At 71.0% G+C, this 26811-nt stretch carries 30 protein-coding genes, 1 tRNA gene and 1 other RNA gene; 24 read left to right on the top strand and 8 right to left on the bottom strand.

Going from position 1 to position 26811, the window contains the following annotated elements; genetic code table 11:
* From ACH65_RS10550 to ACH65_RS10565, 4 genes are all read right to left on the bottom strand, one after another.
* On the bottom strand, positions 1 to 1215 hold the full coding sequence (locus ACH65_RS10550; RefSeq protein ID WP_049622556.1) for an HlyD/EmrA/EmrK family protein: 1215 nt from the start codon (positions 1213 to 1215) through the stop codon (positions 1 to 3).
* Positions 1202 to 2731, bottom strand: a complete 1530-nt coding sequence (locus ACH65_RS10555) for an efflux transporter outer membrane subunit (protein WP_082190257.1) — start codon at positions 2729 to 2731, stop codon at positions 1202 to 1204. The genes ACH65_RS10550 and ACH65_RS10555 overlap by 14 nt, the downstream gene beginning before the upstream one ends.
* Positions 2732 to 2742: 11 nt before the next feature.
* Positions 2743 to 3267 carry a MarR family winged helix-turn-helix transcriptional regulator gene (locus ACH65_RS10560; RefSeq protein WP_049622558.1) on the bottom strand — a complete coding sequence of 175 codons (525 nt, stop codon included), beginning with the start codon at positions 3265 to 3267 and terminating at the stop codon, positions 2743 to 2745.
* A gap of 63 nt (positions 3268 to 3330) precedes the next feature.
* Positions 3331 to 4137, bottom strand: coding sequence for a TatD family hydrolase (locus ACH65_RS10565; RefSeq protein ID WP_049622582.1), 807 nt, complete (start codon positions 4135 to 4137; stop codon positions 3331 to 3333).
* A gap of 187 nt (positions 4138 to 4324) precedes the next feature.
* Here ACH65_RS10565 and ACH65_RS10570 point away from each other — a divergent pair, with 187 nt between their 5' ends.
* Together ACH65_RS10570 and ACH65_RS10575 are read left to right on the top strand one after the other, a co-directional pair.
* A complete protein-coding gene (locus tag ACH65_RS10570) occupies positions 4325 to 4924 on the top strand; it encodes a glycine zipper 2TM domain-containing protein (RefSeq protein ID WP_049622559.1) in 600 nt (199 codons plus the stop codon).
* A gap of 28 nt (positions 4925 to 4952) precedes the next feature.
* The gene (locus tag ACH65_RS10575) at positions 4953 to 5432 is read left to right on the top strand and encodes a glycine zipper 2TM domain-containing protein (protein WP_049622560.1); all 480 of its coding nucleotides are present in this window, start codon (positions 4953 to 4955) and stop codon (positions 5430 to 5432) included.
* 74 nt (positions 5433 to 5506) lie between these two features.
* Here ACH65_RS10575 and ACH65_RS10580 read toward each other — a convergent pair whose 3' ends face one another.
* Complete coding sequence (locus ACH65_RS10580) at positions 5507 to 5941, bottom strand: cell wall hydrolase (RefSeq protein ID WP_049622561.1); 435 nt, start codon at positions 5939 to 5941, stop codon at positions 5507 to 5509.
* 450 nt (positions 5942 to 6391) lie between these two features.
* The gene (ygfZ, locus tag ACH65_RS10585) at positions 6392 to 7213 is read right to left on the bottom strand and encodes a CAF17-like 4Fe-4S cluster assembly/insertion protein YgfZ (RefSeq protein ID WP_049622562.1); all 822 of its coding nucleotides are present in this window, start codon (positions 7211 to 7213) and stop codon (positions 6392 to 6394) included.
* 136 nt (positions 7214 to 7349) lie between these two features.
* Between ygfZ and ACH65_RS19005 the strand changes: the two genes are divergently transcribed.
* From ACH65_RS19005 to lpxK, 15 genes are all read left to right on the top strand, one after another.
* The gene (locus tag ACH65_RS19005; RefSeq protein WP_082190259.1) at positions 7350 to 7517 is read left to right on the top strand and encodes a DUF1674 domain-containing protein; all 168 of its coding nucleotides are present in this window, start codon (positions 7350 to 7352) and stop codon (positions 7515 to 7517) included.
* Positions 7518 to 7597: 80 nt separating this feature from the next.
* Positions 7598 to 7993: a succinate dehydrogenase, cytochrome b556 subunit gene (sdhC, locus tag ACH65_RS10590; RefSeq protein WP_049622563.1), complete on the top strand. Its 396-nt coding sequence runs from the start codon at positions 7598 to 7600 to the stop codon at positions 7991 to 7993.
* Positions 7990 to 8397: a succinate dehydrogenase, hydrophobic membrane anchor protein gene (sdhD, locus tag ACH65_RS10595; protein ID WP_049622564.1), complete on the top strand. Its 408-nt coding sequence runs from the start codon at positions 7990 to 7992 to the stop codon at positions 8395 to 8397. Before sdhC ends, sdhD begins: the two co-directional genes overlap by 4 nt.
* Before the next feature lie 5 nt (positions 8398 to 8402).
* Positions 8403 to 10190 carry a succinate dehydrogenase flavoprotein subunit gene (gene sdhA / locus ACH65_RS10600; RefSeq protein ID WP_049622565.1) on the top strand — a complete coding sequence of 596 codons (1788 nt, stop codon included), beginning with the start codon at positions 8403 to 8405 and terminating at the stop codon, positions 10188 to 10190.
* A 104-nt stretch (positions 10191 to 10294) separates the two neighbouring features.
* Positions 10295 to 11077: a succinate dehydrogenase iron-sulfur subunit gene (locus ACH65_RS10605; RefSeq protein ID WP_049622566.1), complete on the top strand. Its 783-nt coding sequence runs from the start codon at positions 10295 to 10297 to the stop codon at positions 11075 to 11077.
* Positions 11078 to 11140: 63 nt separating this feature from the next.
* Entirely contained in the window at positions 11141 to 11452 is a 312-nt protein-coding gene (locus ACH65_RS10610) for a hypothetical protein (RefSeq protein ID WP_161805610.1), read from the top strand.
* Positions 11449 to 11697, top strand: coding sequence for an FAD assembly factor SdhE (locus ACH65_RS10615; protein WP_049622568.1), 249 nt, complete (start codon positions 11449 to 11451; stop codon positions 11695 to 11697). Before ACH65_RS10610 ends, ACH65_RS10615 begins: the two co-directional genes overlap by 4 nt.
* On the top strand, positions 11669 to 12130 hold the full coding sequence (locus ACH65_RS10620; protein WP_049622569.1) for a hypothetical protein: 462 nt from the start codon (positions 11669 to 11671) through the stop codon (positions 12128 to 12130). Before ACH65_RS10615 ends, ACH65_RS10620 begins: the two co-directional genes overlap by 29 nt.
* A gap of 60 nt (positions 12131 to 12190) precedes the next feature.
* A complete protein-coding gene (locus ACH65_RS10625; RefSeq protein WP_049622570.1) occupies positions 12191 to 13438 on the top strand; it encodes a lipoprotein-releasing ABC transporter permease subunit in 1248 nt (415 codons plus the stop codon).
* Positions 13439 to 13442: 4 nt separating this feature from the next.
* Positions 13443 to 14141 carry a lipoprotein-releasing ABC transporter ATP-binding protein LolD gene (gene lolD, locus ACH65_RS10630; RefSeq protein ID WP_049622571.1) on the top strand — a complete coding sequence of 233 codons (699 nt, stop codon included), beginning with the start codon at positions 13443 to 13445 and terminating at the stop codon, positions 14139 to 14141.
* Between the two features lie 104 nt (positions 14142 to 14245).
* A complete protein-coding gene (locus ACH65_RS10635; protein WP_049622572.1) occupies positions 14246 to 16567 on the top strand; it encodes a DNA internalization-related competence protein ComEC/Rec2 in 2322 nt (773 codons plus the stop codon).
* 94 nt (positions 16568 to 16661) lie between these two features.
* Positions 16662 to 17318: a MotA/TolQ/ExbB proton channel family protein gene (locus ACH65_RS10640; RefSeq protein ID WP_202594188.1), complete on the top strand. Its 657-nt coding sequence runs from the start codon at positions 16662 to 16664 to the stop codon at positions 17316 to 17318.
* 3 nt (positions 17319 to 17321) lie between these two features.
* Positions 17322 to 17750, top strand: coding sequence for an ExbD/TolR family protein (locus ACH65_RS10645; protein ID WP_049622574.1), 429 nt, complete (start codon positions 17322 to 17324; stop codon positions 17748 to 17750).
* A 95-nt stretch (positions 17751 to 17845) separates the two neighbouring features.
* Complete coding sequence (msbA, locus tag ACH65_RS10650) at positions 17846 to 19525, top strand: lipid A export permease/ATP-binding protein MsbA (RefSeq protein ID WP_237561491.1); 1680 nt, start codon at positions 17846 to 17848, stop codon at positions 19523 to 19525.
* Positions 19526 to 19535: 10 nt separating this feature from the next.
* Positions 19536 to 20519: a tetraacyldisaccharide 4'-kinase gene (lpxK, locus tag ACH65_RS10655; protein ID WP_049622575.1), complete on the top strand. Its 984-nt coding sequence runs from the start codon at positions 19536 to 19538 to the stop codon at positions 20517 to 20519.
* 343 nt (positions 20520 to 20862) lie between these two features.
* Here the strand turns inward: lpxK and ACH65_RS10660 are convergent, their stop codons facing one another.
* The gene (locus tag ACH65_RS10660) at positions 20863 to 21339 is read right to left on the bottom strand and encodes a glycine zipper 2TM domain-containing protein (RefSeq protein WP_053096236.1); all 477 of its coding nucleotides are present in this window, start codon (positions 21337 to 21339) and stop codon (positions 20863 to 20865) included.
* A 192-nt stretch (positions 21340 to 21531) separates the two neighbouring features.
* Between ACH65_RS10660 and ACH65_RS10665 the strand changes: the two genes are divergently transcribed.
* Together ACH65_RS10665 and ACH65_RS10670 are read left to right on the top strand one after the other, a co-directional pair.
* Entirely contained in the window at positions 21532 to 21936 is a 405-nt protein-coding gene (locus ACH65_RS10665; protein ID WP_049622576.1) for a DUF6165 family protein, read from the top strand.
* Positions 21937 to 21943: 7 nt separating this feature from the next.
* Positions 21944 to 22387, top strand: a complete 444-nt coding sequence (locus ACH65_RS10670) for an acetyltransferase (protein WP_049622577.1) — start codon at positions 21944 to 21946, stop codon at positions 22385 to 22387.
* A 52-nt stretch (positions 22388 to 22439) separates the two neighbouring features.
* Here the strand turns inward: ACH65_RS10670 and ACH65_RS10675 are convergent, their stop codons facing one another.
* On the bottom strand, positions 22440 to 23510 hold the full coding sequence (locus ACH65_RS10675; RefSeq protein ID WP_049622578.1) for a glycosyltransferase family 9 protein: 1071 nt from the start codon (positions 23508 to 23510) through the stop codon (positions 22440 to 22442).
* A 36-nt stretch (positions 23511 to 23546) separates the two neighbouring features.
* Here ACH65_RS10675 and ACH65_RS10680 point away from each other — a divergent pair, with 36 nt between their 5' ends.
* From ACH65_RS10680 to dnaX, 5 genes are all read left to right on the top strand, one after another.
* Positions 23547 to 24272: a 3-deoxy-D-manno-octulosonic acid kinase gene (locus ACH65_RS10680; protein WP_082190260.1), complete on the top strand. Its 726-nt coding sequence runs from the start codon at positions 23547 to 23549 to the stop codon at positions 24270 to 24272.
* Positions 24269 to 25027 (top strand): MBL fold metallo-hydrolase, encoded by a 759-nt coding sequence (locus ACH65_RS10685; RefSeq protein ID WP_049622580.1) that lies wholly within the window; start codon positions 24269 to 24271, stop codon positions 25025 to 25027. The genes ACH65_RS10680 and ACH65_RS10685 overlap by 4 nt, the downstream gene beginning before the upstream one ends.
* 268 nt (positions 25028 to 25295) lie before the next feature.
* Positions 25296 to 25388 (top strand) — tRNA-Ser (locus ACH65_RS10690).
* Between the two features lie 49 nt (positions 25389 to 25437).
* An RNA gene (gene ffs, locus ACH65_RS18565) (signal recognition particle sRNA small type) lies at positions 25438 to 25534 on the top strand.
* A gap of 329 nt (positions 25535 to 25863) precedes the next feature.
* Positions 25864 to 26811 (top strand): DNA polymerase III subunit gamma/tau (dnaX, locus tag ACH65_RS10695; RefSeq protein WP_049622581.1); only part of this gene is annotated, 948 nt, incomplete at its 3' end.

Below are 26811 nucleotides of genomic sequence, written 5' to 3' on the forward strand. Positions count from 1 at the left end.
TCAGCGCGTGGCGGCGGGCGCGTTCTGCGGCAGGTTGGCCTGGATGATCTGCTCGGCCTCCTTGTCCGCCCGGCGCACCATCTGCTCGTACACCGCGGTCTCGGCCACCGGTTGCTGCACGGGGGCCTGGGCCAGCACCGGGCCGGAGTCGTCGGCGATGTTCACCGTCACGTCGGTGGAGAGGCCGATGCGCAGCGGGTGCTGGTCCAGTTCCTTGTCGTCCAGCGCGATGCGCACCGGCACGCGCTGCACCACCTTGATCCAGTTGCCGGTGGCGTTCTGCGCCGGCAGCAGGGAGAACACGCTGCCGGTGCCGGCGCCGATGCCGACCACCTTGCCGTGGTAGTCCACGCCGCCGCCGTAGACGTCGGCCTCGATCTTCGCCGGCTGGCCGATGCGCAGGCGGCGCAGCTGGCTCTCCTTGAAGTTGGCGTCCACCCACAGGTCGTGCAGCGGCACCACGGTCATCAGCTGCTGGCCGGGCTGCACGCTGTTGCCGAGCTGCACGCTGCGCTGGGCCACGTAGCCGGTCACCGGCGCCAGGATGGCGTTGCGCTGCGCCGCCACCCAGGCCGCGCGGAAGTTGGCGCGGGCCTGCTGCACGGCCGGGTTGTCGGCCAGCGCGGTGCCCTCGATGGCCGCGTGCGCGGCGGCGGCCTGCGCCCTGGCGGTGGCCAGCGCCGCGCGGGCCTGCGCCACGCCGTCGCGCAGGTGCTGCACGATCTCGGGCGACTCGGCCTGCTCGGCGATCAGCGGCAGGCGCCGGCGCAGGTCTTCTTCGTTCTTCTTCAGGTCGAGCTCGGCGGCGGTCACCTGGGCGTCGGCGCCGCTGGCCGAGTCGGTCTGCTGGCGCACCTGGCGCACCGCCAGGGCGAGCGCGCTGCCGGCCTGGCGCAGGCGCACGTCGGCGTCGGTGCTGTCCAGCTTCACCAGCACCTGGCCGGCGTCGACCCGCTGGGTGTCGTCGGCGAGGATCGCCACCACGGTGCCGGGCACCTGGGCGGAGATCGCCACCTGGTTGCCGCCCACGTAGGCGTTGTCGGTCTTCACCCGGGTGGAGAACACGAGGAGCCACAGCAGCAGCCAGGCCAGCGCGACCAGCACGAAGATCGCCGTGACGATCAGCAGGGCGCGCCGGCGCTTGGCCGGGTCCTTGGCGGACAGGCCGTTGTCGCGTCCGTTGGAAGGGGCGGCGGGGTTCTCAGTGGCGCTCATGGGCGTCTCCGGTGTTCGGATGCGGGGCGGCGGTGGAGGAGGTGTAGGCGGCAGGCGGCAGGTGGTAGCCGCCGCCCAGCGCCTTGATCAGGGCGAGGTCGGTGGACAGCGCCTGGGCGTGCAGGCTCACGTCGCCGTCCTGCTGTTGCAGCAACTGGGCGGTGGCGGCCAGCGACTCGCGCACGTCGCGCACGCCCTGCCGCGCGCGGGCCTGCGCGCTGGCCTGCAGGCGCTCGTTGGCGGCCACCTGGGCGGCCTGTTCGCGGCGGCGGGCGGCGAGCTGCTCCGCGCCGAGCGCCTGGGTGGCGACCTCGCGCGCGGCGCCCACCACGGTGCTGTCGTAGGCCGCCACCGCGGCATCGAGCTGGGCCCGGCTGACGCCGTAGTTCGCCTGCAGGCGGCCGCCCTCGAAGATCGGCAGGTGCAGCGCCGGGGTGAGCCCGAACACGCGGCTGCTGGGCGAGAACAGATTGCCGAGGCTGCCGCTCGAGCCGCCGCCGCCGAACAGCGCCGGCATGCCCTGGTTGGTGCTGGACAGCCCGGCCATGGCGGTGATGCTGACGTCGGGGAAGAACTGCGCGCGCGCCTCGTCGGTCTGGCGCAGCGCGGCTTCCACCTGCCAGCGGCTGGCGACGATGTCCGGGCGGCGGGCGATCAGGTCCAGCTTCGCGTCGGCCGGCAGGCCGCCGTTTACCGCGGGCAGCGGGCGCGGTGCGAGCGGTGGCAGTTCGGCCGGCGCGATGCCGAGCAGGGCGGCCAGCGCCACCTTGCGGATCTGCGCCGAGCTGTCGAGCGTCACCGCCAGCTGGCGCGTCGCGGCGAGCTGGGCCTGCGCCTGGCGCGCGGTGTCGGCGAGGTCCACGCCCTGGCGCACGCGCAGTTCGGCGGTGCGCTCCAGCCGCTCCTGGGTGGCGACCGCCTGCCTGGCGAGCGCGAGCCGTGCCCGGTCGGCCAGCCAGCCGAAGTAGGTGTCGGCAACGGCGTTCTGGATCGTCAGCGCGGCGGCGCTGCGCTGTGCTTCGGCGGCATGCGCCTGGTCGAGCGCCGCCTCGATCGCCGCGCGCTTCTTGCCCCACCAGTCGAAGTCGTACTGGAACTGCACGCCGAGGTCGGCCTGGTTATACCAGGTGAAGCCGAGCAGCTGCGCCGGCATCAGGCCGTGCTCGCTGAGGCGCTGGCGTGTCACCTGGGCGCTGCCGTTGATGCTGAGCCCGGCTTGCGCGGCGGCGAGGCGCACGGTCTGCTCGGCGTTCCGCACCCGGGTGTGCGCCTGGGCGAGGTCCGGCGAGCGCTTCATCGCCAGCTCGACGAGGGTGTCCAGCTGCGGGTCGCCGTAGGCGCGCCACCAGGCGGCGTCCGGCCAGCCGGCGGCGTTCGCCGGCGCGTCGAGGCCGGCCAGCGGCACGTCGTCGCGCAAGGCCGGGCGGTCGAGCTTGGCCGGGATCGCGCAGCCCGCCAGCACGGCCGCAAGGGCGATGGCGAGCAGCCGGCGGCCGGGTGGCGGGGCGAGCTTCATCGGGACTTCCTTCATCGTTGGGCGTCCGCGTCGAGATGATCGAGGTTGGCGGCGAGCTTGCGCAGCAGGCGGCCGAGATGGCGCTTGTCGGCCTCGCTGAAGCCGGCGAAGTAGGCGTGCGCGCGGGGAAACATCGGGGGCAGCAGCTTGCGCACGAAACGGCGGCCGTCCGCCGTGATGCGGATCACCACCTGGCGCCGGTCCGCCTCGCTGTGGCCGCGCGTGATCAGGCCGCGCTTGACCAGCGCATTGGTGATGCGGGTCATGTTGGTCGGCCCCTGTGCCGCGAACTGGCACAGCTCGCTCGGCGTGGAGCTGCCGTCGGGGTGGCTGAACAGCGCGATGAGGGTGCGGAAGTCGCTGTCGCCGAGCTTGTGCGGCTTGAGCTTGCGCTCCAGCTCTTCCTGCAGGCCGCCGCCCACCATCAGCAGCAGGCGGGCCAGCGTCACCTCGGCGACCGGAAGGTCGGGGACGATCTGGCGGGCGCGCTCCACGCCCTCGTCCAGCATGTCGATGCGATGCGCCAGCCGCGTCATTTCTTCAAGATATAGTTCATGGGTGAATAAACGTAGCAGCGGCGCGCAGGCGGGGCAAGCGCATCAGCCGGCTGGCGGCTGGACAGGTGTATGGGGCGGCGCCAGCCGGTCGAGACCGAACAGCGCGCGCACATTGGCGGTGGTGGCGGCGGCCAGCGCGGCGCGGTCCTCGCCGCGCAGCGCGGCCACGCAGTCCAGCACTTCGGTCAGGTAGGCCGGCTCGTTGCGCAGGCCGCGATGGCCGGCGCCGGGCTGGTCGGGGGCATCGGTTTCCAGCAGCAGGAATTCGAGCGGCATGCGCGCCACGATGCGGCGCAGGCGCTGCGCGCGCTCGTAGGTCACCGGCCCGCCGATGCCGAGGTGGAAGCCCATCTGCCACAGCTGCCGCGCCTGTTCCTCGCTGCCGCTGAAACTGTGCACTACGCCACGCAGGCCGGGCAGGCGGCGCAGGGTGTGGATGATTTCCTCCAGCGCGCGGCGGGCGTGCAGGATCACCGGCAGGCCGCGCTCGCGCGCGAGCTGCAATTGCGCGTGGAAGTAATGGCGCTGCCGTTCGGGGTCCGCCTCCTGCACGTAGAAATCCAGGCCGATCTCGCCCACGGCGACGGTGTCCGGCTCGGCCAGCCAGTCGGGCAACTGGGCCAGGTGTTCCGGCCGGTGCTGCGCGACGTACATCGGGTGCAGGCCGTAGGCGGGACGGACCGCCGGGATTTCTTCCGCCAGCCGCTTGATGCGCGGCCAGCTTGCGGCGTCGACGCCGGGCACGATGCAGGTGTGCACGCCGGCGGCCGCGCCGCGTGCGAGCACTCGGTCGCGGTCGCCGTCGAAGGCCCGGTCGTCGAGGTGGATATGGCTGTCGGCAAGTTCCAGCATGGCTCCGTTTTTCCCGCGCCGGCCGCGTGATGAAACCGTGACGGATCGGTCGCGGCGGCGTTGATGAATCGTGATCGCGACGGTCTAGGTGGTATTCAGTATGACGACCGTTCAATACTTTCGCAGGATGCCGGGAACGCGCATGGCGCGCGCGCCTGAGCCGCATTCAACGAGGAGATTCAGCATGAACAGGTTGATGGTCAATGCGCTTAACGTGGGCATCGCGGCAGCGCTCGCGATGGGCCTTTCGGCTTGCAACCGCGAAGCCAGCGCCGATGCCGGCGCGGGGGCGCCTCCGCAGGCCGCCGCCGCGCCGGCGCCGGAGGCGGCACCGGCCGGTCCGAAGTACGCCAAGGTGGTGAGCGTCGAACCGGTGCGCCAGACGGTGAACAATCCCAAGCAGGTCTGCCGCGACGAGGTGGTCACCCACTCCGAACCGCCCAAGGATCAGCACCAGATCGCGGGTACCGCCATCGGTGCGGTGCTGGGCGGCGTGCTCGGCAACCAGGTCGGCGGCGGCAAGGGCCGCACGCTGGCGACCGTGGCCGGCGCCGTGGGCGGCGGCTATGCCGGCAAGAAGATCCAGGAGGGCCGCCAGCAGGCCAACGTCACCACCACCACCGAACGTCATTGCGACACGGTGAGCAACTCGTCCTCCAAGATCGTCGGCTACGACGTGCGCTACGAGTACAACGGCGTGACCCGCACGACGCGCATGGATCACGATCCGGGTGACCGCGTGCAGATCGAAGAGGGCGTGATCGCCGTGTCCGACGCGCACTGAGGTGTGCTTTGAAGAGGGAGTCGCAGTCATGAGCGTCCGATCCAACAAAGCAATGTTTGCGGCCTTGGCCGGGGCGTTGGCTCTGGCGGGCTGTGCCAGCGGTCCCTACGACAATGGCGGCTACCGGAGCTATCCGCGCAACGAGGGCGGCTACTACGGCGGCCGCTGCCAGTCCTGCGGCGTGGTGCAGGACGTGCAGCAGGTCTACGTGCGCGGCGGCGGCAGCGGCACGCTGGGTGCGGTCATCGGTGCGGTGGCCGGCGGCGTGCTGGGCAGCACGGTCGGCAAGGGCGAGGGACGCACGGCCGCGACCGTGGCCGGCGCGGTCGCGGGCGGCGTGGTCGGCAACCAGGTCGGCCAGCGCAGCGGCGGCGGGGACACTCCCGCCTGGCGCATCGTCGTGCGGCTGGACGACGGGCAGTACGCCACCGTCACCCAGCGCGAAGACCCGCGCGTGCGTTCCGGCGACTATGTCGAGGTGCGCGGCGACCATGTCTACGTGAGATAGACGTAAAAACGTCTGGATGTCCAAACAAAAAGGCCCTCCGCTGGAGGGCCTTTTCTTTTTCATTGGGCCGGGCTTCAGTTGACCGCGTAGAAGCGATGCTCGCCGATGGTGGTGCCGCTTCGGTTGATCGACCAGTTCGGCACGATCGCGACCGTGGCGAAGTGGTCGGCGTGCGGCACGAACAGCCGGCGCTGCTTGGCCGGTAGCTGCCAGTTGGTGATGGACCGGCCGGCGATGTCCCATGCCTTGTGGAAGGCCTCGATGTTGGTGACTTCGAAGGCGGACGGCGTGGTGGTGAGGGCGAACTGGTGCGGCGAGGTAACCACCTTGCATACGGTGTCGCCCCACAGGCCGCGCTCGCGGCGGCGGAGCGCCACTTCGGCCACGGCCATCTGGCCGATGGTGGGTTCACTGCGGGCTTCCAGGTACACCGTCGTCGCCAGGCAGGTCTGGTCGGCGAGGGGTTGGGGCAGCACGGACGCAAGCCACAACAACAGGGAAAGTTTCATTGTCTGCCTCCAACGTGCTGTACGTGCGAGACAAACCACCGTCTTGCGCGCCGTTGCGGTGGACGGGCGGGCAGGCCGTTCCACCTGGATGAGATCGCGCCGACAGAAACTTGAGGTCGGCGCGATTTGCCACGGGATTGTGGCGTGGTCGACTGATCCGGCGTCGACCGGTTTTCGTTAGCTAGGCGGCTCCTGTGTGTCCAGCCTGCTGGGGTCCGCAACATCACGTGCGGGGATCTTTAAGTCGCCGGCTTTTTCGCCGGGTCGCGCCGATCCGGATCTTCCGGTTCGTCGCGTATAGGAGACGCCGCCTGGAGGGCGTCCCTGAATCAATGGCCGGCGGAGCCTAATGGCGGGATCGGGCCATGGCAAGTGCCGGGCCGATCCGATTCACGCCGTGCTCACGTGTTCGTGATGCGTGTCATGCGGCGCAGCAAGTGCGCCTTCGCGCTAGGCGGGCCACTTCGTGCCCAAGGTAATCGCGACGCCTTCCGCAGTTGCGAATACGTTGTCCGTCGCGCTCTGCAGGGCATCGTCGGCGATCACCGCCAGGGCCTCCCAGTGGCCGTCGGCGGGGGCCACGTCGAGCAGGCGCAGCGTCTCGCGGCCGTCGTCGCGCACTACCGTGCCAGCGCGCAGGGGGTGCGACAATAAGACGCCATGCATATGCCGTTTGTTCCCGCCGCGGTAGTGCAGGCGCGCCACGATTTCCTGGCCGGGATAGCAGCCCTTGTCGAGTGCGGTCGCCTGTAGCTGCGCGAGCGACAGCGCCGGCGGCAGCAGCGCATCCAGCGCCTCGTCGGGCAGCCACGGCCAGCCATGGCGGATCTGCCACAGCCGCCATTGGCCGTCGGCGTCGCCGGCGCCGACCTGCAGGCTGTGGTCACCGCAGCCGAGCGTCAGGCGATGCTCGTCGCCGGCAAGAGTGTGCAGGGGAAGTGCGGCGCCGGTGGACAAGGTGCTTGCGGGCAAGGCGTCGATGCGCAGCTTCGCGCGCAGCACGTAGCTGCGCAGCGCATCGGCCAGCGCGTTCGCCGCGCCGCCGCGCAGGAGCAAGAGCCAGGCGTCCTCGCGCAGTCGCGCGAGCTGGAACAGCGCGCGCACGCGGCCCTGGGCGTCGAGCCAGGCGCTGAACTGCCAGTGGCCGACGTCGAGCGTGGACAGGTTGCTGCTGAACTGGGCTTGCGCGAAGGCGCCGGCGTCGGGCCCGCTGAGCAGCAGGGTCTGGGCGGGCAGGGCGTCGATGGGCGAGGCAGGGGGCGCTTGATTCATGCGTGCAGCATGGGGGCGGTGGCGGGCGAGGACAATCGCGCCGCGCGCGCTCGGTGCGACGCAACAACGAATGGCGTCCGCTGTCAAGATTGTGCCGTTTTGTCGCAGGCATTAGTCTTGCCGCGCTAACAGAACCATGTCCGATACGCCCTCCCACACCGAAACCACGCCAGCCTCCGTCCCCGCGGAGCGACCGGCCGCGCCTGCCCAGCCGGCGGGCGAAAAGGTTCGGCCGGAGCGGGCCGCGCCTGATCCCACCCGCTATGGCGATTGGGAAAAGAACGGGCGCTGCATCGACTTCTGAGGTCGCCGGCCGGCGCGAACCGGCGGCGCACCGCTGAAGCGGCGGTCGGACGACAGCGATTCCACCCCGGGATAGCCACCATGGCAGACACGCGACGACCGCTCTCTCCCCATCTTCAGATCTATCGCTGGCAGGTGCAGATGGTCACGTCCATCCTGCACCGCGCCACCGGCATCGCCCTGGCCGCCGGCACCCTCGTGCTGGTGTGGGGGCTGCTGGCGCTGGCCGGCGGCGCGGACAGCTTCGCGGCCTTCAAGGCCTGCGCGGGCAGCCCGCTCGGCCTGCTGCTGCTGTTCGGCTGGACCTGGGCCTTCTTCTATCACCTGTGCAATGGCATCCGGCACCTGGTGCAGGACACCGGCGCGGGCTACACCATCGCGCAGTTCGTGCGCTCGAGCTGGCTGTCGGTGATCGGCAGCATCGTGCTGACGGTGATCGTCTGGGCCTATGTGCTGACGGCGGGAGGTGCGGCATGAGCGCGAACGCGAAGGATCTGTCGAAGGACCTGCGCAACCCGATCAAGCGTGCGCGCGGCCTGGGCTCGGCGCAGTCCGGCGTCGGCCACTGGTGGACGCAGCGCGTGACCGCCGTGGCGCTGGTCGCGCTCGGCCTGTGGCTGGTGGTCACCGCGCTCGGCCTGCTGCATGCCGACTACGCCACCGCCAAGGCCACGGTCGCCCGGCCGTGGAACGCGCTGCTGCTGATCGCCTTCGTCGTCGCCGCGTTCTGGCACGCCGTGCTCGGCCTGCAGGTGGTGATCGAAGACTACGTGCACACCCGTTGGAAGGAAGTGGTCCTGCTGGTGCTGATCAAGTTCCTCGCGGTGCTCGGCGCGCTGGCGAGCGTGCTGGCCGTGCTGCGCATTGCGCTGGGAGCCTGAGGTCGATGGAAAGCTACAAGATCCAACAGCATAAGTACGACGTGATCGTGGTCGGCGCCGGCGGCGCCGGCCTGCGCGCCACCTTCGGCCTGGCCGAGAAGGGCCTCAAGGCCGCCTGCATCACCAAGGTGTTCCCGACCCGCTCGCACACGGTGGCGGCGCAGGGCGGCATCTCGGCCGCGCTCGGCAACATGGGCGAGGACGACTGGCGCTTCCACTTCTACGACACCATCAAGGGCTCGGACTGGCTGGGCGACCAGGACGCCATCGAGTACATGTGCCGCGAGGCGATCCCGGCCATCCTGGAGCTCGAGCACTACGGCGTGCCGTTCTCGCGCACCGAGGAGGGCAAGATCTACCAGCGCCCGTTCGGCGGCATGACCACGCACTACGGCAAGGGCACCGCCCAGCGCACCTGCGCCGCGGCCGACCGCACCGGCCACGCCATCCTGCACACGCTCTACCAGCAGGCGCTGGCGCACGACGCCTCGTTCTTCATCGAGTACTTCGCGATCGACCTGATCTTCGACGAAGAGGGGGTGTGCCGCGGCGTGCTGGCGCTGGACATGAACGAGGGCACGCTGCACTTCTTCCGCGGCCAGGCCGTGGTGCTGGCCACCGGCGGCTATGGCCGCGCCTACTTCAGCGCCACCTCGGCGCACACCTGCACCGGCGACGGCGGCGGCATGGTGCTGCGCGCGGGCCTGGCGCTGCAGGACATGGAGTTCGTGCAGTTCCACCCCACCGGCATCTACGGCGCCGGCTGCCTGATCACCGAGGGCGTGCGCGGCGAGGGCGGCTTCCTCACCAACGCCAAGGGCGAGCGCTTCATGGAGCGCTACGCCCCCAACGCCAAGGATCTCGCCTCGCGCGACGTGGTGAGCCGCGCGATGACCATCGAGATCCGCGAGGGCCGCGGCGTCGGCGAGCACACCGACCACATCCACCTCAACCTGATGCACCTGGGCGCGGAGGTGATCCACGAGCGCCTGCCGGGCATCGCCGAGTCGGCGCGCATCTTCGCCGGCGTGGACGTGACGCGCGAACCGATCCCGGTCATTCCCACCGTGCACTACAACATGGGCGGCATCCCCACCAACTACCACGGCGAAGTGGTGCAGAAGCGCGGCGACGACGTGGACGCGGTGGTGCCGGGCCTGTTCGCCATCGGCGAGGCGGCCTGCGTGTCGGTGCACGGCGCCAACCGCCTGGGCTCCAACTCGCTGCTCGACCTGGTGGTGTTCGGCCGCGCGGTGGCCAACCGCTGCGCCGAGCTGATCAAGCCGGGCGCGCCGCACAAGGACCTGCCGGCCAGCGCGCTGGACAAGGCGCTGGCGCGCTTCGACGGCCTGCGCCACGCCAAGGGCGGCACGCCCACGGCGAAGATCCGCGCCGAAATGCAGCGCACGATGCAGAAGGACGCCGCGGTGTTCCGCACCGGCGAGACGCTGAAGGAGGGCTGCAGGAAGATTTCCGAGGTCTACGAGTCGTTCAAGGACGTGGCCGTCAGCGACCGCTCGCTGGTGTGGAACTCCGACCTCACCGAGACGCTGGAGCTGTCCAACCTGCTCGGGCAGGCGGTGGCCACCATGTACTCGGCCGAGCAGCGCCCGGAGAGCCGCGGCGCGCACGCCCGCGAGGACTTCCCCGACCGCGACGACCACGACTGGCAGAAGCACACCCTGGTGTCGGTGGACGAGGCGGGCAAGGCCGGCTTCGACTACCGCCCGGTGCACATGTATACCCTGACCGGCGACGTGGACGTGGTGCCGCCGAAGAAGCGCGTGTATTGATGGGGCTGGCACCGGTCGGGCAGGTGTCGATCGGGTTTCTTTGAACGTTGTACCGGCGCTCGCCAGACGAGCTGTTACGGCTAGCACGATGGAGTGAGGCAAACGTGGCCGAATTCACGCTACCCAAGAATTCCAAGGTCCAGCAGGGCAAGCACTATCCGGCGAAGGGCGCCAAGACGCCGCGCACCTTCCGCATCTACCGCTGGACGCCGGACGACGGCCAGAACCCGCGCATCGACACCTACGAGGTGGACCTGGCCGCGTGCGGCCCGATGGTTCTGGACGCGCTGCTCAAGATCAAGAACGAGATCGACCCGACGCTGACGCTGCGCCGCTCCTGCCGCGAGGGCATCTGCGGCTCCTGCGCGATGAACATCGACGGCACCAACACGCTGGCCTGCACCAAGGCCATCGAGGACTGCGGCTCGGGCGAGGTGAAGATCTACCCGCTGCCGCACATGCCGGTGGTGAAGGACCTGGTGCCCGACCTCACGCATTTCTACGCCCAGTACGCCTCGATCAAGCCGTGGCTGCGCACGCAGAGCCCGGCGCCGGACCGCGAGCGCCTGCAGTCGCCGGAGGACCGCAAGAAGCTCGACGGCCTGTACGAGTGCATCCTCTGCGCCTGCTGCTCCACCAGCTGCCCGAGCTACTGGTGGAACGGCGACAAGTACTTAGGGCCCGCGATCCTGCTGCAGGCCTACCGCTGGATCGTCGACAGCCGCGACGAGGACACCGGCACCCGCCTGGACGACCTGGAAGACCCGTTCAAGCTCTACCGCTGCCACACCATCATGAACTGCGCCCGCACCTGCCCGAAGGGCCTCAACCCGGCCAAGGCGATCGCGGAGATCAAGAAGCTGATCGTGGAGCGGCGCGCGGCCTGACCGCGCGGCCACCCGGCTCCGCTGGCCATACCAGAACAGGGAGGTGCCGTGATGTTCCCGTCCTTGCTCCTGCTGCCGCGGGCGTCATGGAAGATGCGCCTGCTGGCTGGCGTCGTCGCCATCGTGGTGGTGGCATCGGCGGTGTCGCAGTGGCCGCATCGCCACGATGAGCTTGCCATCGCGCGCTGGATGGCGTGGTTCAACCTTGCGGTGGGCGCGTTCCTGCTGACGCAGTCGCTCATCGTCTGCGTGCTGGGGCGGGTGCCGCGCAGCGCCCCCTGGCGCGGCGACCACCTGCGCAAGACGCTGCCGGAGATCCATGCCGAGTTCGTCGCCGAGCGGGAAGCGCGGCGGCGGAACAGCCGCGAGCTATGACCGACGCCGTGCTCAAGCGATTGCGCTGGCGTGCCCGCCGCGGCACCCGCGAGCTGGACGCCCTGTTCAGCGGCTGGCTGGATGCGCACGGCGATACCGCCGAAGCGGATACGCTGCAAGTTTTCGAGAGCCTGCTCGACGTGCAGGATCCGGACCTGTGGGACTGGGTGATGGGTCACGCCCGCGCGCCGCGTGCGGACTGGCAGGCGATCATCGATGACATCCGCGCCCGCGCTCGGCTTTGACTACCGGCCTTCGCGCCGCTTCGGCCGGGCGCTGCGCGCCGTGCTTGTCCTGGCGATGCTGGCGGTGCTGCTGAGCGGCCTGCCGCTCTGGTCGCAGGGGCTGCTGCTCGGCGGCGCCGCGGCGATCGGCTGGCGCAGCCTGCGGGCGCAGGCGTCGTCCACGGTGAGTGCGGCGGGATGGGGCGCGGAGGGCGACTGGACCCTGCGCCTGGCCGGCGGCGAGGACGTGCCGGCACGGCTGGCTTCGCACCGGGTGCTCGGTCCGCTGGTGCTGCTGCGGCTGGTCGATGCACGGGGCCACGCAACGGCGCTGCTGCTGGCCGGCGACAACAGCGATGCCGACCTGCGCCGCCGGCTGCGCATGCGGCTGGCGACGGCGCACGAGGATGAATCGGATGCCGCAGGCACTTTCCGCGCGCCGCACGGTCCGTAGCGAATAGCCGATAATGCCCGCCAGGGCGGCCAGCCCCCAAGGACCCAAAGCGACCCGCCCATGTTCCGACCCCTCGAGCTTTTCATCGGCCTGCGCTACACGCGCGCCAAGCGCCGCAACCAGTTCATCTCCTTCATCTCCACCGTCTCCATCGTCTGCATCGCCATCAGCGTGACCGCGCTGATCACCGTGATGTCGGTGATGAACGGCTTCGACGACGAGCTGCGCTCGCGCATCCTGGGCGCGATCTCGCACGCCACCGTGTCGGGCCTGCCGGGCGAGAGCGTGCAGGCCTGGCCACGCGCGGTGCAGGTGGCCGAGGCCAACCCGCACGTGCGGGGCGCGGCGCCCTACGTGGAAACCGAAGCCTTCCTGCAGGCGCGGCGCCCGAGCGGCGCGCTGGTGCGTGGCGTCGAGCCGGCGCTGGAGCCGAAGGTTTCCGACATCGGCACGCATATGGTCGCCGGCAGCCTCGCCGAGCTGACGCCCAAGAGCTGGAACATCGTGCTGGGCCGTGAGCTGGCGCTGACCCTGGGCGTGGACGTGGGCGACCGCGTCACCGTGGCGGTGCCGCAGTTCCGCTCCACGCCGCTCACCGGCAGCGTGCCGACGCTGCGCAGCTTCCACGTGGCCGGCATCTTCGAGCTGGGCATGCAGGAGTTCGACTCCGGCCTCGCCCTGGTCAACATGCAGGACGCCGAGCGGCTCAACGGCCTGGACGGCCCCACCGGCATCCGCCTGCGCCTGGACGACCTGTTCAACGCGCGGCCGGTGGCGAAGGAACTGGCCAACGAGCTGGGGCAGGTCTACCGCGTGGAGACCTGGATGGACAGCCACGCCAACTTCTTCTCCGCCATCGCGATGGAGAAGCACGTGATGTTCATCATCCTCTCGCTGATCATCCTGGTGGCGGTGATCAACCTGATCTCGATGCTGATGATGCTGGTGACCGACAAGCAGGCCGACATCGCCATCCTGCGCACGCTGGGCTCCACGCCACGCAGCATCATGGGCATGTTCATGGTGCAGGGCGTGCTGGTGGGCTTCGTGGGCATCGGCTTCGGCGTAGGGCTGGGCTCGCTGCTCTCTTGGCAGCTGCCGGCCATCGTGAAGTGGGTGGAGCGTACCTTCCACGTCACCTTCCTCTCGCCCGACGTCTATTACATCAGCGAGTTGCCCAGCAAGCTCGCGGCCAGCGACGTGGGCTGGGTGGCGCTGGTCACCTTCCTGTTCTCGCTGCTGGCGACCCTGTATCCCGCGTGGCGCGCCTCGCGCACGCAGCCGGCGCAGGCGCTGCGCTATGAGTGAGCCGATGACTGCCTCTTCCCGGATCGTGCTGCGCGCGCGCGGCATCGCCAAGACCTACCAGGAGGGCGACCTGCACACCGAGGTGCTCGCCGACGTCAATTTCGAACTGAAGCGCGGCGAGACCATGGCCATCGTAGGCGCTTCGGGCTCCGGCAAGAGCACGCTGCTGCACATCCTCGGCGGCCTGGACACGCTGACCCGCGGCGAGGTGGAGGTGGACGGGCATCAGCTCTCGCGCCTCTCCGACGCCGAGCGCGGGCGCGTGCGCAACCGCTCGATGGGCTTCATCTACCAGTTCCACCACCTGCTGCCCGAGTTCACCGCGCTGGAGAACGTGTGCATGCCGCTGCTGATCCGCGGTACCTCGATCGGTGAGTCGGAGCGGCAGGCCAGCGCCTTGCTGGAGCGCGTCGGGCTGGGCGCGCGCCAGCAACACAAACCGTCGGAACTGTCCGGCGGCGAGCGCCAGCGCTGCGCGGTGGCGCGCGCGCTGGTGACCCGTCCGGCCTGCGTGCTGGGCGACGAGCCCACCGGCAACCTCGACGAGGGCAACGCGGCACATGTCTACGAACTGATGCTGGAACTCAACCGCGAGATCGGCACCAGCTTCATCCTGGTCACCCACGACAGTCGCCTGGCCGCGCGCATGGACCGCACCCTGGTGCTGCACAACGGCGTGCTGCAGGAGCCGTCGCGGGCCTGACCGGCGCCAGCGCACGGCCACGGCCGGCGCCTACACGGATTTCGTCCCCGGGCCGGGCGAGGCCGCGCTAGCCTGTCCCTTCTGCAAGGGACGGCGGAGGCGCGATGACGAAATGGCCGGGCGCGGTGGCGGCGGCGCTGGCGTTCCTGCTTGGCGTGCTGCTGGTGCAATGGCTGCCGCGGCTGCCGCCGCCCTGGTGCGATGGCCTGTTGGCGGGGGCGGCCCTGGCCGCCGGCTGGCGCTGGCCGCGCCTGCGCTGGGCCGCGGTGCTGTGCCTGGGTGTGGCCTGGGCCGCGTGGCGTGGCACGCTCGCGATGGAGCTGCGCCTGCCGACGGAGCTGGAAGGGCGCGACGTCGAGGTGGTCGGTGTCGTCGACGAGCTGCCGCTGGCCCGCCAGGAGGCCGCCGCCTTCCTGCTGCGGGTGGAATCCGCCAGCGTGGACGGGAAGCCCATCGCCCTGCACGGGCGGTTGCGCCTGGCCTGGTACGACGATGCGCCGGCCTTGCAGCCGTGCGCGCGCTGGCGGCTGCATCTGCGGCTGCGCCGGCCGCGCGGCCTGATCGATCCCGGTGGCGCCGACAGCGAGCGCAGCGCGCTGGAGCGGCGCATCGCGGCCGTCGGTTACGTGCGCGACGATCCCGAGAACCACCCGCTCGGCGCGCCGGGCTGGTGCCTGGACGGCGTGCGCGCGTCGATCGCCGCCGGCATCGCGGCGCGCGTGCGCGACCCGCACGACGCCGCCCTGCTGCGGGCCTTCGCGGTGGGTGACACGCGCGGACTCGACGCGCACGACTGGGAAGTGGCGCGGGCCAACGGCATCCCGCACCTGATCGCGATCTCCGGCTTCCACGTCGGCGTCGCGGCCGTGGTGGGGGTCTGGCTGGCCGGCCTCGTTTTCTGGCTTTGTCCCCGGCTGGCCTTGCGGGTGCCGCGCGGGCCGGTGCAGGCGCTGGCGGCCGTGGTCGCGGCCGGCGGCTACAGCGCGCTCGCCGGCTTCGGCCTGCCCACCGTGCGCACGCTGCTGATGATCGCGGTGGTGGCGCTGGCGCGCTGCAGCCGCCGCGGCGCGGGCGGGGCGCAGTCGCTGGCCCTGGCCTTGCTCGCGATCCTGCTGGCCGATCCGCTGGCCGTGCTGGCGGCGGGCTTCTGGCTGTCCTTCGTCGGCGTGGCGTTCCTCATGCTCTGTCTGGCGACGCGGGCGCATGGGCTGCGCGGCTTCCTGCGCGAGCTCTCGCTCGGCCAGTTGGTGATGACGGTGTCGCTGTTGCCGCTGACGCAATGGTTCTTCGGCGAATCCTCGCTGGTCGGCCTGCTCGCCAACCTCGTCGCGGTGCCGTTCGTGAGTTTCGTGATCGTGCCGATGGCGCTGCTGGGCATGGCGTTGCTGCTGCTGTGCCAGCCCGCGGCGGCGCCGGTGCTGGTCGGCGCCGGCTGGCTGGCGCACGCGCAGTGGTGGCTGCTGGAACGGATGGCGCAGTGGCCCGGCGCGCACTGGTATCTGCCGGAAGTACGGCCGTGGGCGCTGGCCCTGGCGACGCTCGGTGCGTTGTGGCTGTTCGCGCCGCGCGGGCTGCCGCTGCGCTGGCTGGGGGCGCTGCTGTTCCTGCCGCTGGTGTGGCCGCCGCGGCCGGCGCTCGCCGACGGCGCCTTCCAGGCCTGGGTGCTGGACGTGGGGCAGGGGCTGTCGATGGTGGTGCGCACGGCGCGGCACGCCATGGTGTACGACGCCGGCGCGGCGTATCCCTCGGGCTTCGATCTCGGCGAGGCGGTGGTGCTGCCGTCGGTCCATGCGCTCGGCATCGCGCGGCTGGATGCGCTGGTGATCAGCCACGCCGACAACGACCACGCCGGCGGCGCGGCCGCGGTGGCCGCGGCCTTTCCGGACGCCGTGCGTTACGCGGGCGAGCCGGAAAAGATGCCGCTGCCGATGCGGCCGTGCCAGGCGGGGCAGGCATGGGATTGGGACGGCGTGCGTTTTCGCGTGCTCCATCCGCCGGGGGCCGCGCCGGGCAAGGGCAACGAGCGCTCCTGCGTGCTGCAGGTGGAGGGCCGGCATGGCCGGCTGCTGCTGACCGGCGACATCGACGCGCGGGTCGAGTCGCAACTGGCCGCCACCGTGGCCGACGCGGGTGTGGGGCGCGACACGGTGCTGCTGGTGCCGCACCACGGCAGCCGCTATTCCTCCACGCCCGCCTTCATCGCGGCGGCGCGGCCCGCGCTGGCGCTGGTCTCGGCCGGCTGGCGCAACCGCTTCGGCCATCCGCATCCGCAGACCATGCAGCGCTATGCGACGGCTGGCGTCGCCGTATGGAACACGGCCGACAGCGGGGCGATCGCGCTGGCGTTTCCGGTCGATGCACCGCCACGGATCGAGGCGACCTGGCGCCGGCGGCAGCGCCGCTACTGGCGCGAAGGCGGCCTGTGACGCCGGTCGCGGCCGCGGCCGGCCGGCGGCGGCCGCGCGGGAGCGGACTGCTATGATGTCGCCCTTTCCATTGGCGCTGCGTGCGGGGGTCGCCATGCTCGAGATATTGATGGCTGGCGGGTGGGCGATGGCGCCCATCCTGATCTGTTCGGCGGTCGCCGTGGCGATCGTGCTGGAACGTTGCTGGACGCTGCGCCGCAAGGCCGTGCTGCCCGAGGGCCTGGGCCAGGAAGTGCGCCAGTGGGCCGCCGGCGGCCAGCTCGATCCGGCGCACCTGGATACGCTGGCCGCCGGTTCGCCGCTGGGCGAGCTGCTGGCCGCGGCGCTGGCCGTGCGCAACCGGCCGCGCGAGCTCATCAAGGAGCGCATCGAGGACACCGGCCGCCATGTGGTGCACCGCATGGAGCGCTACCTCAACACGCTCGGCACCATCGCGCTGATCGGTCCGCTGCTCGGCCTGCTCGGCACCGTGATCGGCCTGATCCGGATGTTCATGCAGGTGATGAACGGCGGCATGGCCGATCCGACCAAGATGGCCGGCGGCATCGGCGAGGCGCTGATCTGCACCGCCACCGGCCTGGTGGTGGCCATCCCCGCCTACGTGCTGCACCGCTACTTCCGCTCCAAGGTGGCCGGCTACTGCGTGGAGATGGAGAAGCAGGCCACGCTGCTGCTGGACGACCTCACCGTGGCGGCGCCCGCGCCGCGCACCCGCCGCGCGGCGGCCACGGCCGGCACGGACGCGGGCTGAGCCATGCGTATCGGCAACGACCGCCGGCAGGACGAGGTGGAGATCAACGTGATCTCGCTGATCGACGTGCTGCTGACCCTGCTGATGTTCTTCGTGCTCACCACCACCTTCGTGGAGCACTCGCGCATGCAGGTGACGCTGCCCAAGGCCAGCGCGGAGGAGCGCGACATGCAGGCGCCGGCGCTCACCGTGATGGTGGAGCGCGACGGCCGTTTCTACGTGGGCAGCGACGAGGTGATGGGCGAGGGCGTGGAGCCGCTCAAGCAGGCCATCGCCCGCGCGGCCGGCGAGGACCGCCAGCGCCAGGTGGTGATCCGCGCCGACGCGCAGACCACCCACCAGCACGTGGTAACGGCGATGGACGCGCTGGGCCAACTCGGCTTCACGCACCTCTCCATCGCCACGACGCCAGACAGGTCGGACACGCAGTGAGCGGCGACAAGAAGACGAAGAAGATCGACTGGGGGCAGACCTGGGCGATCTACCGGCGGCTGCTCGGTTACCTGAGACCCTATCGCTGGATCGGCATGGCTACTGTGGTCGGCCTGATCGTCGATGCCGCGGGCCAGACGGCGTTCGTGCAGATGATCAAGCCGATGATCGACGGCCTGTTCGTGGAGAAGGATCCGGGCACGATCTTCTGGCTGCCGGTCCTCATCCTGATCATCGCCGTGGTGCGCGCGTTCGCTTCCTACTATTCCGACTACGGCATGGGCGTGCTCAGCCGCAGCGTGGTGCAGGACATCCGCAAGGACGTGTTCGCCAGCTACCTGCGCCTGCCGGTGCCGTTCTTCGCGCGCGAGGCGTCCGGCCAGCAGATCTCGCGCATCACCTACACCTCCGACCAGGTCGCCAAGGCATCCACCACGGCCTTCAAGTCGATGGTGCAGGACAGCCTGCTGGTGGTGGGCCTGATCGGCACCATGCTGGTCAACAGCCCCTACCTCACCCTGGCGCTGCTGCTGATGGTGCCGAGCATGGTCGGCGTGGTGACCTGGATCAGCCGCCGCTACCGGCGCATCAGCCGGCGCGTGCAGAACACCATGGGCTCGGTGGCCGGCTCCGTGCGCGAGGCGGTGGACGGCCACCGCGAGGTGCGCATCTACGGCGCCCAGGCCGGCGAGCAGCGCCGTTTCGACGAGGTGGCCGAGCGCACCGCGCAGTTCAACCTCAAGATCTCCTCCACCAGCGCGCTGTCGAGCGCGATGGTGCAGACCACCGCGGCGCTGGCGCTGGCCGGCATCGTGTGGCTGGCGACGCGGCCGTGGCAGATCGACAGCATGACGGCCGGCACGTTCACCGCCGTGATGTTCGCCATGGCCGGCCTGATGACGCCGCTCAAGCGCCTCACCAACGTGCAGGGCGACATCCAGCGCGGCGTGGCGGCGGCGGAGGAACTGTTCGAGACCATGGACCTGCCGCCCGAGCGCGACGCCGGCACGCGCACGCTCGCGCGCAGCCGCGGCGACCTGCGTTTCGAGCACGTGGGCCTGGCCTACGAGAACTCCACCGCGCAGGTGCTGCAGGACATCAGCCTCCTCTGCCCGCACGGTTCGGTCACCGCCCTGGTCGGGCGCTCCGGCAGCGGCAAGACCAGCCTGGTGAGCCTGCTGCCGCGCTTCTATGCGCCGAGTTCCGGGCGCATCGTGCTGGACGGGGAAGACTACGAGTCCTACACCCTCGCTTCGCTGCGCCGGCAGATCGCGTGGGTGGGGCAGCACGTGGTGCTGTTCGACGGCACCGTGGCCGAGAACATCGCCTACGGCGAGCTGGCCGGGGCGAGCGAGGCCGAGATCGCGGCGGCGGCCGAGGCGGCTAACGCGATGGAGTTCATCGAGCGCCTGTCGCAGGGCCTCAACACGCCGATCGGCGAAGACGGCAGCCTGCTTTCCGGTGGCCAGCGCCAGCGCATCGCGATCGCCCGCGCCATCCTCAAGAACGCGCCGATCCTGGTGCTGGACGAGGCCACCAGCGCGCTGGACACGCATTCGGAGCGGCTGATCCAGCAGGCGCTGCAGGGCCTGATGCGCGACCGCACCACCCTGGTCATCGCGCACCGGCTCTCCACCATCGAGGGCGCCGACCAGATCGCGGTGATGGACCAGGGCCGCATCGTCGAGCGCGGCACGCACGCCGAACTGCTGGCGCTGGGTGGCCACTACGCGGCGCTCCACCGCATGCAGTTCCACGACCGGCCGGCCGACTGAGGCCGCCGCGGTGGCGCTCGCCGACACGCTCGCCTCGGCCTGGTACGGCGGCGGCCGCGTGCCGTGGTGGACGCGGCCGCTGGCTGCGCTCTACGGCGGCGTGGTCGCGCTGCGGCGCGGGCTCTACCGCTCGGGTCGGCTGCGCAGGGTGCGCCTGCCGGTGCCGGTGGTGGTGATCGGCAACCTCACCGCCGGCGGCACCGGCAAGACCCCGCTCACCATCGCGCTGGCCGAGGCGCTGCGTGCGCGCGGCTTCCGGCCCGGCGTGGTGAGCCGGGGCTACGGCGGAAGCCTGCGCGAGCCGCGCCTGCTCGGCGAGCACCCCGACCCCGCCGAGGTGGGCGACGAACCCTGCCTGATCCGCGCCAGCGGCGTGCCGGTGGCGGTGGGGCGAGAGCGCCCGGCGGCGGCGCAGCGCCTGCTCGACGCGGGTTGCGACGTGGTGATCGCGGACGACGGCCTGCAGCACTACCGCCTGGCGCGCGACGTGGAGATCTGCGTGATCGACGGCGCGCGCCGCTTCGGCAACCGCCGGCTGCTGCCGGCCGGGCCGCTGCGCGAGCCGATGGAGCGCCTGGGCACGGTCGATTTCCGCGTCTGCAACGGCGGCCGGGCGGAGCCGGGCGAAGTGGCGATGCGCCTGCGCGGCGGCACCGCGCGGGCCTTGTCCGACGGCGGCGAGCGGCCGCTGTCGGACTTCGCCGGCCAGGCGGTGCATGCGGTGGCGGCGATCGGCCATCCGGCACGCTTCTTCGACAGCCTGCGCGGGCAGGGGGTCGAAGTGATCGAGCATCCTTTTCCCGACCACCATGCCTTCGAGCCGGCCGACCTCGCCTTCGGCGATGCGCGCGCGGTGCTGATGACCGAGAAGGACGCAGTGAAGTGCCGGCGTTTTGCCGGCGCGGGGTGGTGGTCGGTGCCGGTGAGGGCGGAGTTGGACGAGGGTTTCTTCGAGGGGGTGGTTGCGCGCATCGCGGCGGTGCATCGACCTTGAGCCGGTGCTTGTTTCGCGCCTGGCACGGAGACACGCTCTTTTTTGCTGGCCAGGAAGGCGTGTCGCGTGTTGTTGAAGCCTTGTCGTGGGCTGGCCGGCTTTTGGCCGGGACTGCCGGCGGCCGAAAGCCTGCCGCGGGCGAGCCGGCACAAGCGACTCGCTCCGCCGGCCAGCAGACGCTAAGCAAAAAAACCTAAGAGCCTGTTCAAAGTATTGCCGTTGACGCGGCTTGGCTCCTCCCCTGCACGCAGGGGGGGGTGCAGGTGGGAGAGACTTTGAACAGGCTCTAAGCAAAAACGGCCGCCCGAAGGCGGCCGTTGTCGGTAACGCGAGGGCGCGATTTTCAGCGCACGCGCGTCACGTTGCCGTTGGCATCCACGCTGACGAGGTCGCCTTCGCGGATGGTGCTGGCGTCGGGCACGGTCACGTTGCTGTAGCTGCCGTTGCCCATGCGGATGCGCAGCGTATAGGTCTCGCCGCCGCCGCCTTTGCCGATGCGGTTGCCGGCGATGCCGCCGCCGACCGCGCCCGCCACCGTGGCCAGCTTGCGGCCCTTGCCCTGGCCGACCTGGTTGCCGAGCACGCCGCCGGCCACCGCGCCGATGATGGCGCCGGCGGTGCCGTGCTGGCGGCCCTGCACCACGTTGCGCTCGATCGATTGCACCGTGCCGCATTCGTCGCAGCGCAGGTAGATGCCGTCGTTGCGCACCAGCACGCCGCTGCCGGCACGGGGGGCGACCGAGGACTGCGCCGCGGCGCCGGCGGTCGCCAGGGCCAGGGTGGCGCCGAGGGCGAGGGGGAGAAGGCGATGGATCGTCATGACGGCTCCTTGGGAATCGTGTGTGGGGCGGCGCCGAGTCTAGCGGTGCCGCGTGAACCTCCGTTCAAGCGCCCGCCGCGCCATGGGACGCGGCGGGCTGCCGCGGGCGGGGCGCGAGTTCATTATGATGCATGTCTGGCCGAGCCCGTCCGGGGGCGCGCCATGCCTTCCTGCTGACTTCGCGGAGTACCCATGAGCCTCATCCAAGTGCCGGTGTCCTACGGCGAGCTGATCGACAAGATCACCATCCTGGAGATCAAGTCGCGGCAGATCACCGACGCGGGCAAGCTCGCCAACGTGCGCAACGAGCTCGACCTGCTCAACGCCACCTGGGCCAACGATGCCGCCTCCGCCACCGACATCGCCGACGAGCGCGGCCGCCTGCTGGCGGTGAACGAGGCGCTGTGGGACATCGAGGACCGCATCCGCCTGAAGGAGAAGGCGCAGGCCTTCGACCAGGAGTTCATCGAACTGGCGCGCTCGGTGTACTTCCGCAACGACGAGCGCGCGGCGGTGAAGCGCGAGATCAATCTCAAGCTCGGCTCCCAGCTGGTGGAGGAGAAGTCCTACCAGGACTACAGCCCGGCCGCAGGCTGAGCCTACCGTGGATCTTCGCGCCTCGAACGAGGAGGACGCCCTGGCGCTGCTCGACATCTGGCGCCGGGCCGTGCGCGCCACGCACCACTTCCTCTCGCCGGAGGACTTCGCGGCGATCGAGGCCATCGTCGAGCGCTACGTCGTCCAGGCGACGTTCTGGGTGGTGGTGGACGAGACGGGCCGGCCGCTCGGCTTCATGGCCGTCTCCGCCGCGCACATCGAGGCGCTGTTCGTCGATCCCGACCGGCACGGGCAGGGCATCGGCGCGCGGCTGGTCGCCCACGCCGCGCGGCTGGCCACGCCGGCGGGGGTGCTGACGGTCGAGGTGAACGAGCAGAACGCGCAGGCCGTGGGCTTCTATCGTCACCTGGGGTTCCGCCAGACCGGCCGCACCGACGTCGATGGCGACGGGCGCCCATACCCGCTGCTGCAACTGCGCCGGAGCCTTTGACGGAGGCGTGCCGGCCGGGTGTGGCCGCATCGGCTCCGCCGCCGCCGCGCAGCTAGCCAAAACCCAGCTCCTGCGAGGCCGCCTCGAAGCGCTCGACCACCTCGTCCACGCCGATCAGGTCCATCACGCCGGGGTACTCGATCTTGCTGCCCCAGGGAATCTCGCTGGCGGGTTTGTGCAGGTACTTGCGGGCGGCGGCGTCGTACTTGTCCACGCACCAGCGCCGGTCCGAATAGGGCCCGGAGCGGTGCGGGTTGCTGGCCGCGTGCAGGCCCAGCACCTTGCAGCCCACCGCGTTGCCGATGTGCATGGGGCCCGAATCGGGCGTGAGCAGCAGCGGCGCGCGAGTGAGCAGGGCGAGCAGCTGCTTGAGCGTGTCCTTGCCGGTGAGGTCGAGCGGCGCGCGCGTGCTGGCGGCGAGGATGGCGTCGGCCATCGCGCGTTCGCCGGGCGAGGGCCCGCCGATCAGCGCCACGCGCCAGCCGCGCGCGGCGGCGTGGTCCATCACCGCCGCGTAGCGCTCCGGCCGCCAGTTGCGCAGGGCGTGGCTGGAGGTGGGGCTCACCAGCAGCGTGGGCGTGTCGCCGGGCAGCTGCGCGGCGGCCCAGGCGTGGGCTTCTTCGGGGATAGGGATGTCCCAGCGCACCGCGGTCTGCTTGAGGCCCAGCGGCTCGCAGAAGCTGCCGATGGCGTCGAGCACGTGTTCGCCGGTGCGGGCGGGGATGCGCTCGTTGACCACCAGGCCGTGCAGGTCCTTCGAGCGGTCGCGGTCGTAGCCGATGCGCCGCCGCGCACGGACGCCGAGGCTGAGCAGGTTGGAGCGCAGCGCCACCTGCATCTGCAGCAGCGCGTCGAAGCGGCGCCCGCGCAGCGCCGCGTGCACCGCGCGCATGCCGGCCCAGCCCTGGCCCTTGTCGAAGGTGACGAACGCCACGCCGGGCAGATCGCCGACCAGCTTGCGTTCCAGCTTGCCGACGATCCAGGTCAGCGCGGTCTGCGGCCAGGCCGCCTGCAGCGTACGCACCAGCGGCACCACGTGGGTGACGTCGCCAAGGGCGGAGGTGCGCAGCAGGCAGAGCGAGGCGGGAGCGGGAAGGGGGCTTGGGCTACTATCGCCGGTCATGAATCGGTGGGCCGTTACGGGTAACGAGGCGGAATGATGCAGGAACACCTGCACGAAGGCACGGACGGCGCGCTGCTGTTCGACGCGGCGCTGGCGCCGCAGGCGGACGAGGCATGGTTCTCGCCCGCGCACTGGCGCTCGCGCGGCGCGCTGCGCACGCAGGCCGGCGGACGCGGTGGCGTGGCGGTGATCGACACCCCGGCCGGCGCCTGCGTGCTGCGCCATTACCGCCGCGGCGGGCTGGTCGCGGCGTGGCTGGGCGACCGCTACCTCTGGCGGGGGCGGGACGCCACGCGCAGCTTCGCCGAGTTCCGCCTGCTTGCGCGCATGGCCGAGCTTGGCCTGCCCGGCCCGCAACCGGTGGCCGCGCGCTACCGGCGGCGGGGCCTGTTCTACACCGCCGACCTCATCACCCGCCGCATCGACGAGGCCGCCACGCTGGCCCAATGCCTGGCGGCGGGCCGGCTGGACGCCGCGCTGGCGGAGGCGGTGGGCGAATTGATCGCGCGTTTCCACCGCGCCGGGGTGTGGCACGCCGACCTCAACGCGCACAACGTGCTGGTGGCGCCGTCCGGGCTGCACCTGATCGACTTCGACCGCGGCCGCCTGCGCGCGCCGGCCGAGGGCTGGCGCCTGGCCAACCTGCAGCGGCTGCAGCGCTCGTTGCGCAAGCTCGGCGCCGCCGCCCCGGGCGAAGAGGCTTTCATGCGCGGCATCTGGGCGCCGCTGCTGCACGGCTATGCGCGTAGGCTGGGCGCATGAGCTGGCACCTGCATTTCCTCGGCACCGGCGCCGCGCACGCGGTGGAGCTCGGTTCGTCCGCCGCGGTGCTCGAACGCGACGGCGAGCCGCTGCTTTTGATCGACTGCGGCCCCGACACGCTCGACCGCTACCTCGCCGCTTACGGCGCGCCGCCGCGCGCGCTCTACATCACCCACACCCACCTCGACCACGTCGGCGGCATGGAGCGGCTGTTCGGCCGGCTGTGGTTCGACGAGGCGCTGCGCGGGCGCACACGCTTGTTCGCGCACGCGGAGCTGCTGCCGTGGCTGCAGCGGCGGGTGGCGGACTACCCGGGCGTGCTGGCCGAGGGCGGCGTGAACTTCTGGGAGGCGTTCCGCCTGCTGCCGTGCTCGCGCGGCTTCTGGCTGGACGGCCTGTGGTTCGACGTGTTGCCTACCCGCCATCACCGGCCGGGCACGTCCTTCGGCGTCGCGCTGGAGGGCAGCTTCGTCTTCACCGGCGACACGCGGCCGATCCCGGAGATGCTGGCCGAGCGCGCCGCGCACGGCGAAGTGGTGGCGCACGACTGCGGCCTCCACGGCAATCCGTCCCATGCCGGCATCGAGGACCTCGAGCGCGAATACCCGGCGGAGCTGCGCGCGCAATTGCTGCTCTACCACTACGGCAGCGTGGCCGACGGCGCGGCGCTGGCGGCGCGCGGCTACCGCATCGCCGGCCCCGGCCAGCGGGTGGCGTTGCCGCCGCCGCGGCCGGTGCGGGCGGACGCCGGCTGAGAGCCTGTTCATGATCTCCCAGTACCCCGCGTTGCTTCGCTGAGGCCGCCGCGGCAGCCTCGGCGGGAAGCGGCGCCGCCGGCACGGCCGGCCGGATGTGCGCGCTTCCCTTGTCTCGGCCTCCCGCTCTCGCTATCCTTCCGCTTCTTTGCCGGCCAGGATGGGTGGGCAAGAGCGGTTTCGCCACGCGGGGAAGCGTCCGGGTGGCACGAAGAAACCGGACCGGCCCGCCCGGCGGGTCGGTCGCAGCGTCAAGCGCTTTGCGTGCGGAGAGGTGTCCGAGTGGTTGAAGGAGCACGCCTGGAAAGTGTGTATACGGCTTATCCCCGTATCGCGGGTTCGAATCCCGCCCTCTCCGCCAATTAATCCGGAGCGACCGGTTTACCGTCCTCCAGCGTCTATGGTGGCCCCGTCGGTCCCCCCGCGACGATAGTCCGCAAACCCCGCCAGGTCCGGAAGGAAGCAACGGTAGTGGATGATTCGGGTGCCGGGGTGTGGCTGGCGGGGCCGCCGCCCATCAAGCATCAGCCTTCCACGAACCCTGGCGCAACCGGTCCCCTGGTGGCCGGAAGGGGCGAACCCGCACGGCCCGTTCGCCCCTTCTCCCCACCGGGGAAGGTTGGGATGAGGGGGCGGGTCTCGCGTAGGGCTCTGCTGAGGCAGGGCCGGCTCCATGTAGGCCCCAAGCCCTGGCACGAACCTCAGTGCCCGGAAAACGGCCCCCGGCATGCCTGTGCAAGGCGACGGCCAGGTGAGGCAGGCGATTTGAAAAAGGCCTTTACTGACTTGTAGCCCCCGCCTTGGCACAATCGTCCCTCGCCCCAAGGTAGTTGCGAATGTCCTATCAAGTCCTCGCGCGCAAATGGCGCCCCCGCAAGTTCGCCGAACTGGTCGGGCAGGAGCATGTGGTGCGTGCGCTCACCAATGCGCTCGACTCCGGGCGCATGCACCACGCCTACCTGTTCACCGGCACCCGCGGCGTGGGCAAGACCACCATCGCGCGCATCTTCGCCAAGTCGCTCAACTGCGAGCGCGGCGAATCGGCCGACCCCTGCGGCGAGTGCGCCGTGTGCACCGCGGTGGACGCGGGCCGCTTCGTGGATCTGCTGGAGATCGACGCGGCCAGCAACACCGGCGTGGACGACGTGCGCGAGGTGATCGAGAACGCGCAATACGCCCCGGCGCGCGGCCGCTTCAAGGTGTACCTGGTGGACGAGGTGCACATGCTCTCCAAGCCCGCCTTCAACGCCCTGCTCAAGACGCTGGAGGAACCGCCGCCGCACGTGAAGTTCCTGCTCGCCACCACCGACCCGCAGAAGCTGCCGGTGACGGTGCTCTCGCGCTGCCTCAAGTTCAACCTGAAGCGCCTGCTGCCGGAGCAGATCGCCGGGCAGATGCGGCACATCCTGGGCGCCGAGGGCATCGCCTACGAGGACGCCGCGATCGGCGAGCTGGCGCGCGGTGCCGACGGCTCGCTGCGCGACGGCCTGTCGCTGCTCGACCAGGCCATCGCCTACGGCGGCGGCGAGCTCAAGGCGGACGACGTGCGCGCCATGCTGGGCAGCGTGGCGCGCGGCCAGGTGCTCGGCCTGCTCGACGCGCTGGCCGCGGGCGACGGCGAACGGCTGCTGGAGGAGTGCGCGCGCATCGCTTCCTTCTCGCCCGATTTCGGCGGCGTGCTGGACGATCTCGCCGCGACCTTGCACCGCATCCAGCTGCTGCAACTGGTGCCCGGCTACCGCGCCGAGGACGAGGGCGCGGCCGCCGCCGAGCTGGCCGCGCTG

Source organism: Frateuria defendens, assembly GCF_001182895.1.
GTDB lineage: Bacteria > Pseudomonadota > Gammaproteobacteria > Xanthomonadales > Rhodanobacteraceae > Frateuria_B > Frateuria_B defendens.

Excerpts from the sequence above, each read along its gene's own strand:
- ACH65_RS10580 (WP_049622561.1), bottom strand. The coding sequence starts at position 5,941 with ATGAAACTTTCCCTGTTGTTGTGGCTTGCGTCCGTGCTGCCCCAACCC.
- ACH65_RS10645 (WP_049622574.1), top strand. The coding sequence starts at position 17,322 with ATGCGTATCGGCAACGACCGCCGGCAGGACGAGGTGGAGATCAACGTG.
- ACH65_RS10675 (WP_049622578.1), bottom strand. The coding sequence starts at position 23,510 with ATGACCGGCGATAGTAGCCCAAGCCCCCTTCCCGCTCCCGCCTCGCTC.
- ACH65_RS10620 (WP_049622569.1), top strand. The coding sequence starts at position 11,669 with ATGACATCCGCGCCCGCGCTCGGCTTTGACTACCGGCCTTCGCGCCGC.
- ACH65_RS10575 (WP_049622560.1), top strand. The coding sequence starts at position 4,953 with ATGAGCGTCCGATCCAACAAAGCAATGTTTGCGGCCTTGGCCGGGGCG.
- ACH65_RS10550 (WP_049622556.1), bottom strand. The coding sequence starts at position 1,215 with ATGAGCGCCACTGAGAACCCCGCCGCCCCTTCCAACGGACGCGACAAC.
- ACH65_RS10615 (WP_049622568.1), top strand. The coding sequence starts at position 11,449 with ATGACCGACGCCGTGCTCAAGCGATTGCGCTGGCGTGCCCGCCGCGGC.
- ACH65_RS10665 (WP_049622576.1), top strand. The coding sequence starts at position 21,532 with ATGAGCCTCATCCAAGTGCCGGTGTCCTACGGCGAGCTGATCGACAAG.
- lolD (WP_049622571.1), top strand. The coding sequence starts at position 13,443 with ATGACTGCCTCTTCCCGGATCGTGCTGCGCGCGCGCGGCATCGCCAAG.
- ACH65_RS10625 (WP_049622570.1), top strand. The coding sequence starts at position 12,191 with ATGTTCCGACCCCTCGAGCTTTTCATCGGCCTGCGCTACACGCGCGCC.
- ACH65_RS10680 (WP_082190260.1), top strand. The coding sequence starts at position 23,547 with ATGCAGGAACACCTGCACGAAGGCACGGACGGCGCGCTGCTGTTCGAC.
- sdhC (WP_049622563.1), top strand. The coding sequence starts at position 7,598 with ATGGCAGACACGCGACGACCGCTCTCTCCCCATCTTCAGATCTATCGC.
- msbA (WP_237561491.1), top strand. The coding sequence starts at position 17,846 with ATGGCTACTGTGGTCGGCCTGATCGTCGATGCCGCGGGCCAGACGGCG.
- ACH65_RS10570 (WP_049622559.1), top strand. The coding sequence starts at position 4,325 with ATGAACAGGTTGATGGTCAATGCGCTTAACGTGGGCATCGCGGCAGCG.
- ACH65_RS10560 (WP_049622558.1), bottom strand. The coding sequence starts at position 3,267 with ATGACGCGGCTGGCGCATCGCATCGACATGCTGGACGAGGGCGTGGAG.
- ACH65_RS10660 (WP_053096236.1), bottom strand. The coding sequence starts at position 21,339 with ATGACGATCCATCGCCTTCTCCCCCTCGCCCTCGGCGCCACCCTGGCC.
- sdhD (WP_049622564.1), top strand. The coding sequence starts at position 7,990 with ATGAGCGCGAACGCGAAGGATCTGTCGAAGGACCTGCGCAACCCGATC.
- ygfZ (WP_049622562.1), bottom strand. The coding sequence starts at position 7,213 with ATGAATCAAGCGCCCCCTGCCTCGCCCATCGACGCCCTGCCCGCCCAG.
- ACH65_RS10635 (WP_049622572.1), top strand. The coding sequence starts at position 14,246 with ATGACGAAATGGCCGGGCGCGGTGGCGGCGGCGCTGGCGTTCCTGCTT.
- ACH65_RS10640 (WP_202594188.1), top strand. The coding sequence starts at position 16,662 with ATGCTCGAGATATTGATGGCTGGCGGGTGGGCGATGGCGCCCATCCTG.
- sdhA (WP_049622565.1), top strand. The coding sequence starts at position 8,403 with ATGGAAAGCTACAAGATCCAACAGCATAAGTACGACGTGATCGTGGTC.
- ACH65_RS19005 (WP_082190259.1), top strand. The coding sequence starts at position 7,350 with ATGTCCGATACGCCCTCCCACACCGAAACCACGCCAGCCTCCGTCCCC.
- ACH65_RS10685 (WP_049622580.1), top strand. The coding sequence starts at position 24,269 with ATGAGCTGGCACCTGCATTTCCTCGGCACCGGCGCCGCGCACGCGGTG.
- ACH65_RS10555 (WP_082190257.1), bottom strand. The coding sequence starts at position 2,731 with ATGAAGCTCGCCCCGCCACCCGGCCGCCGGCTGCTCGCCATCGCCCTT.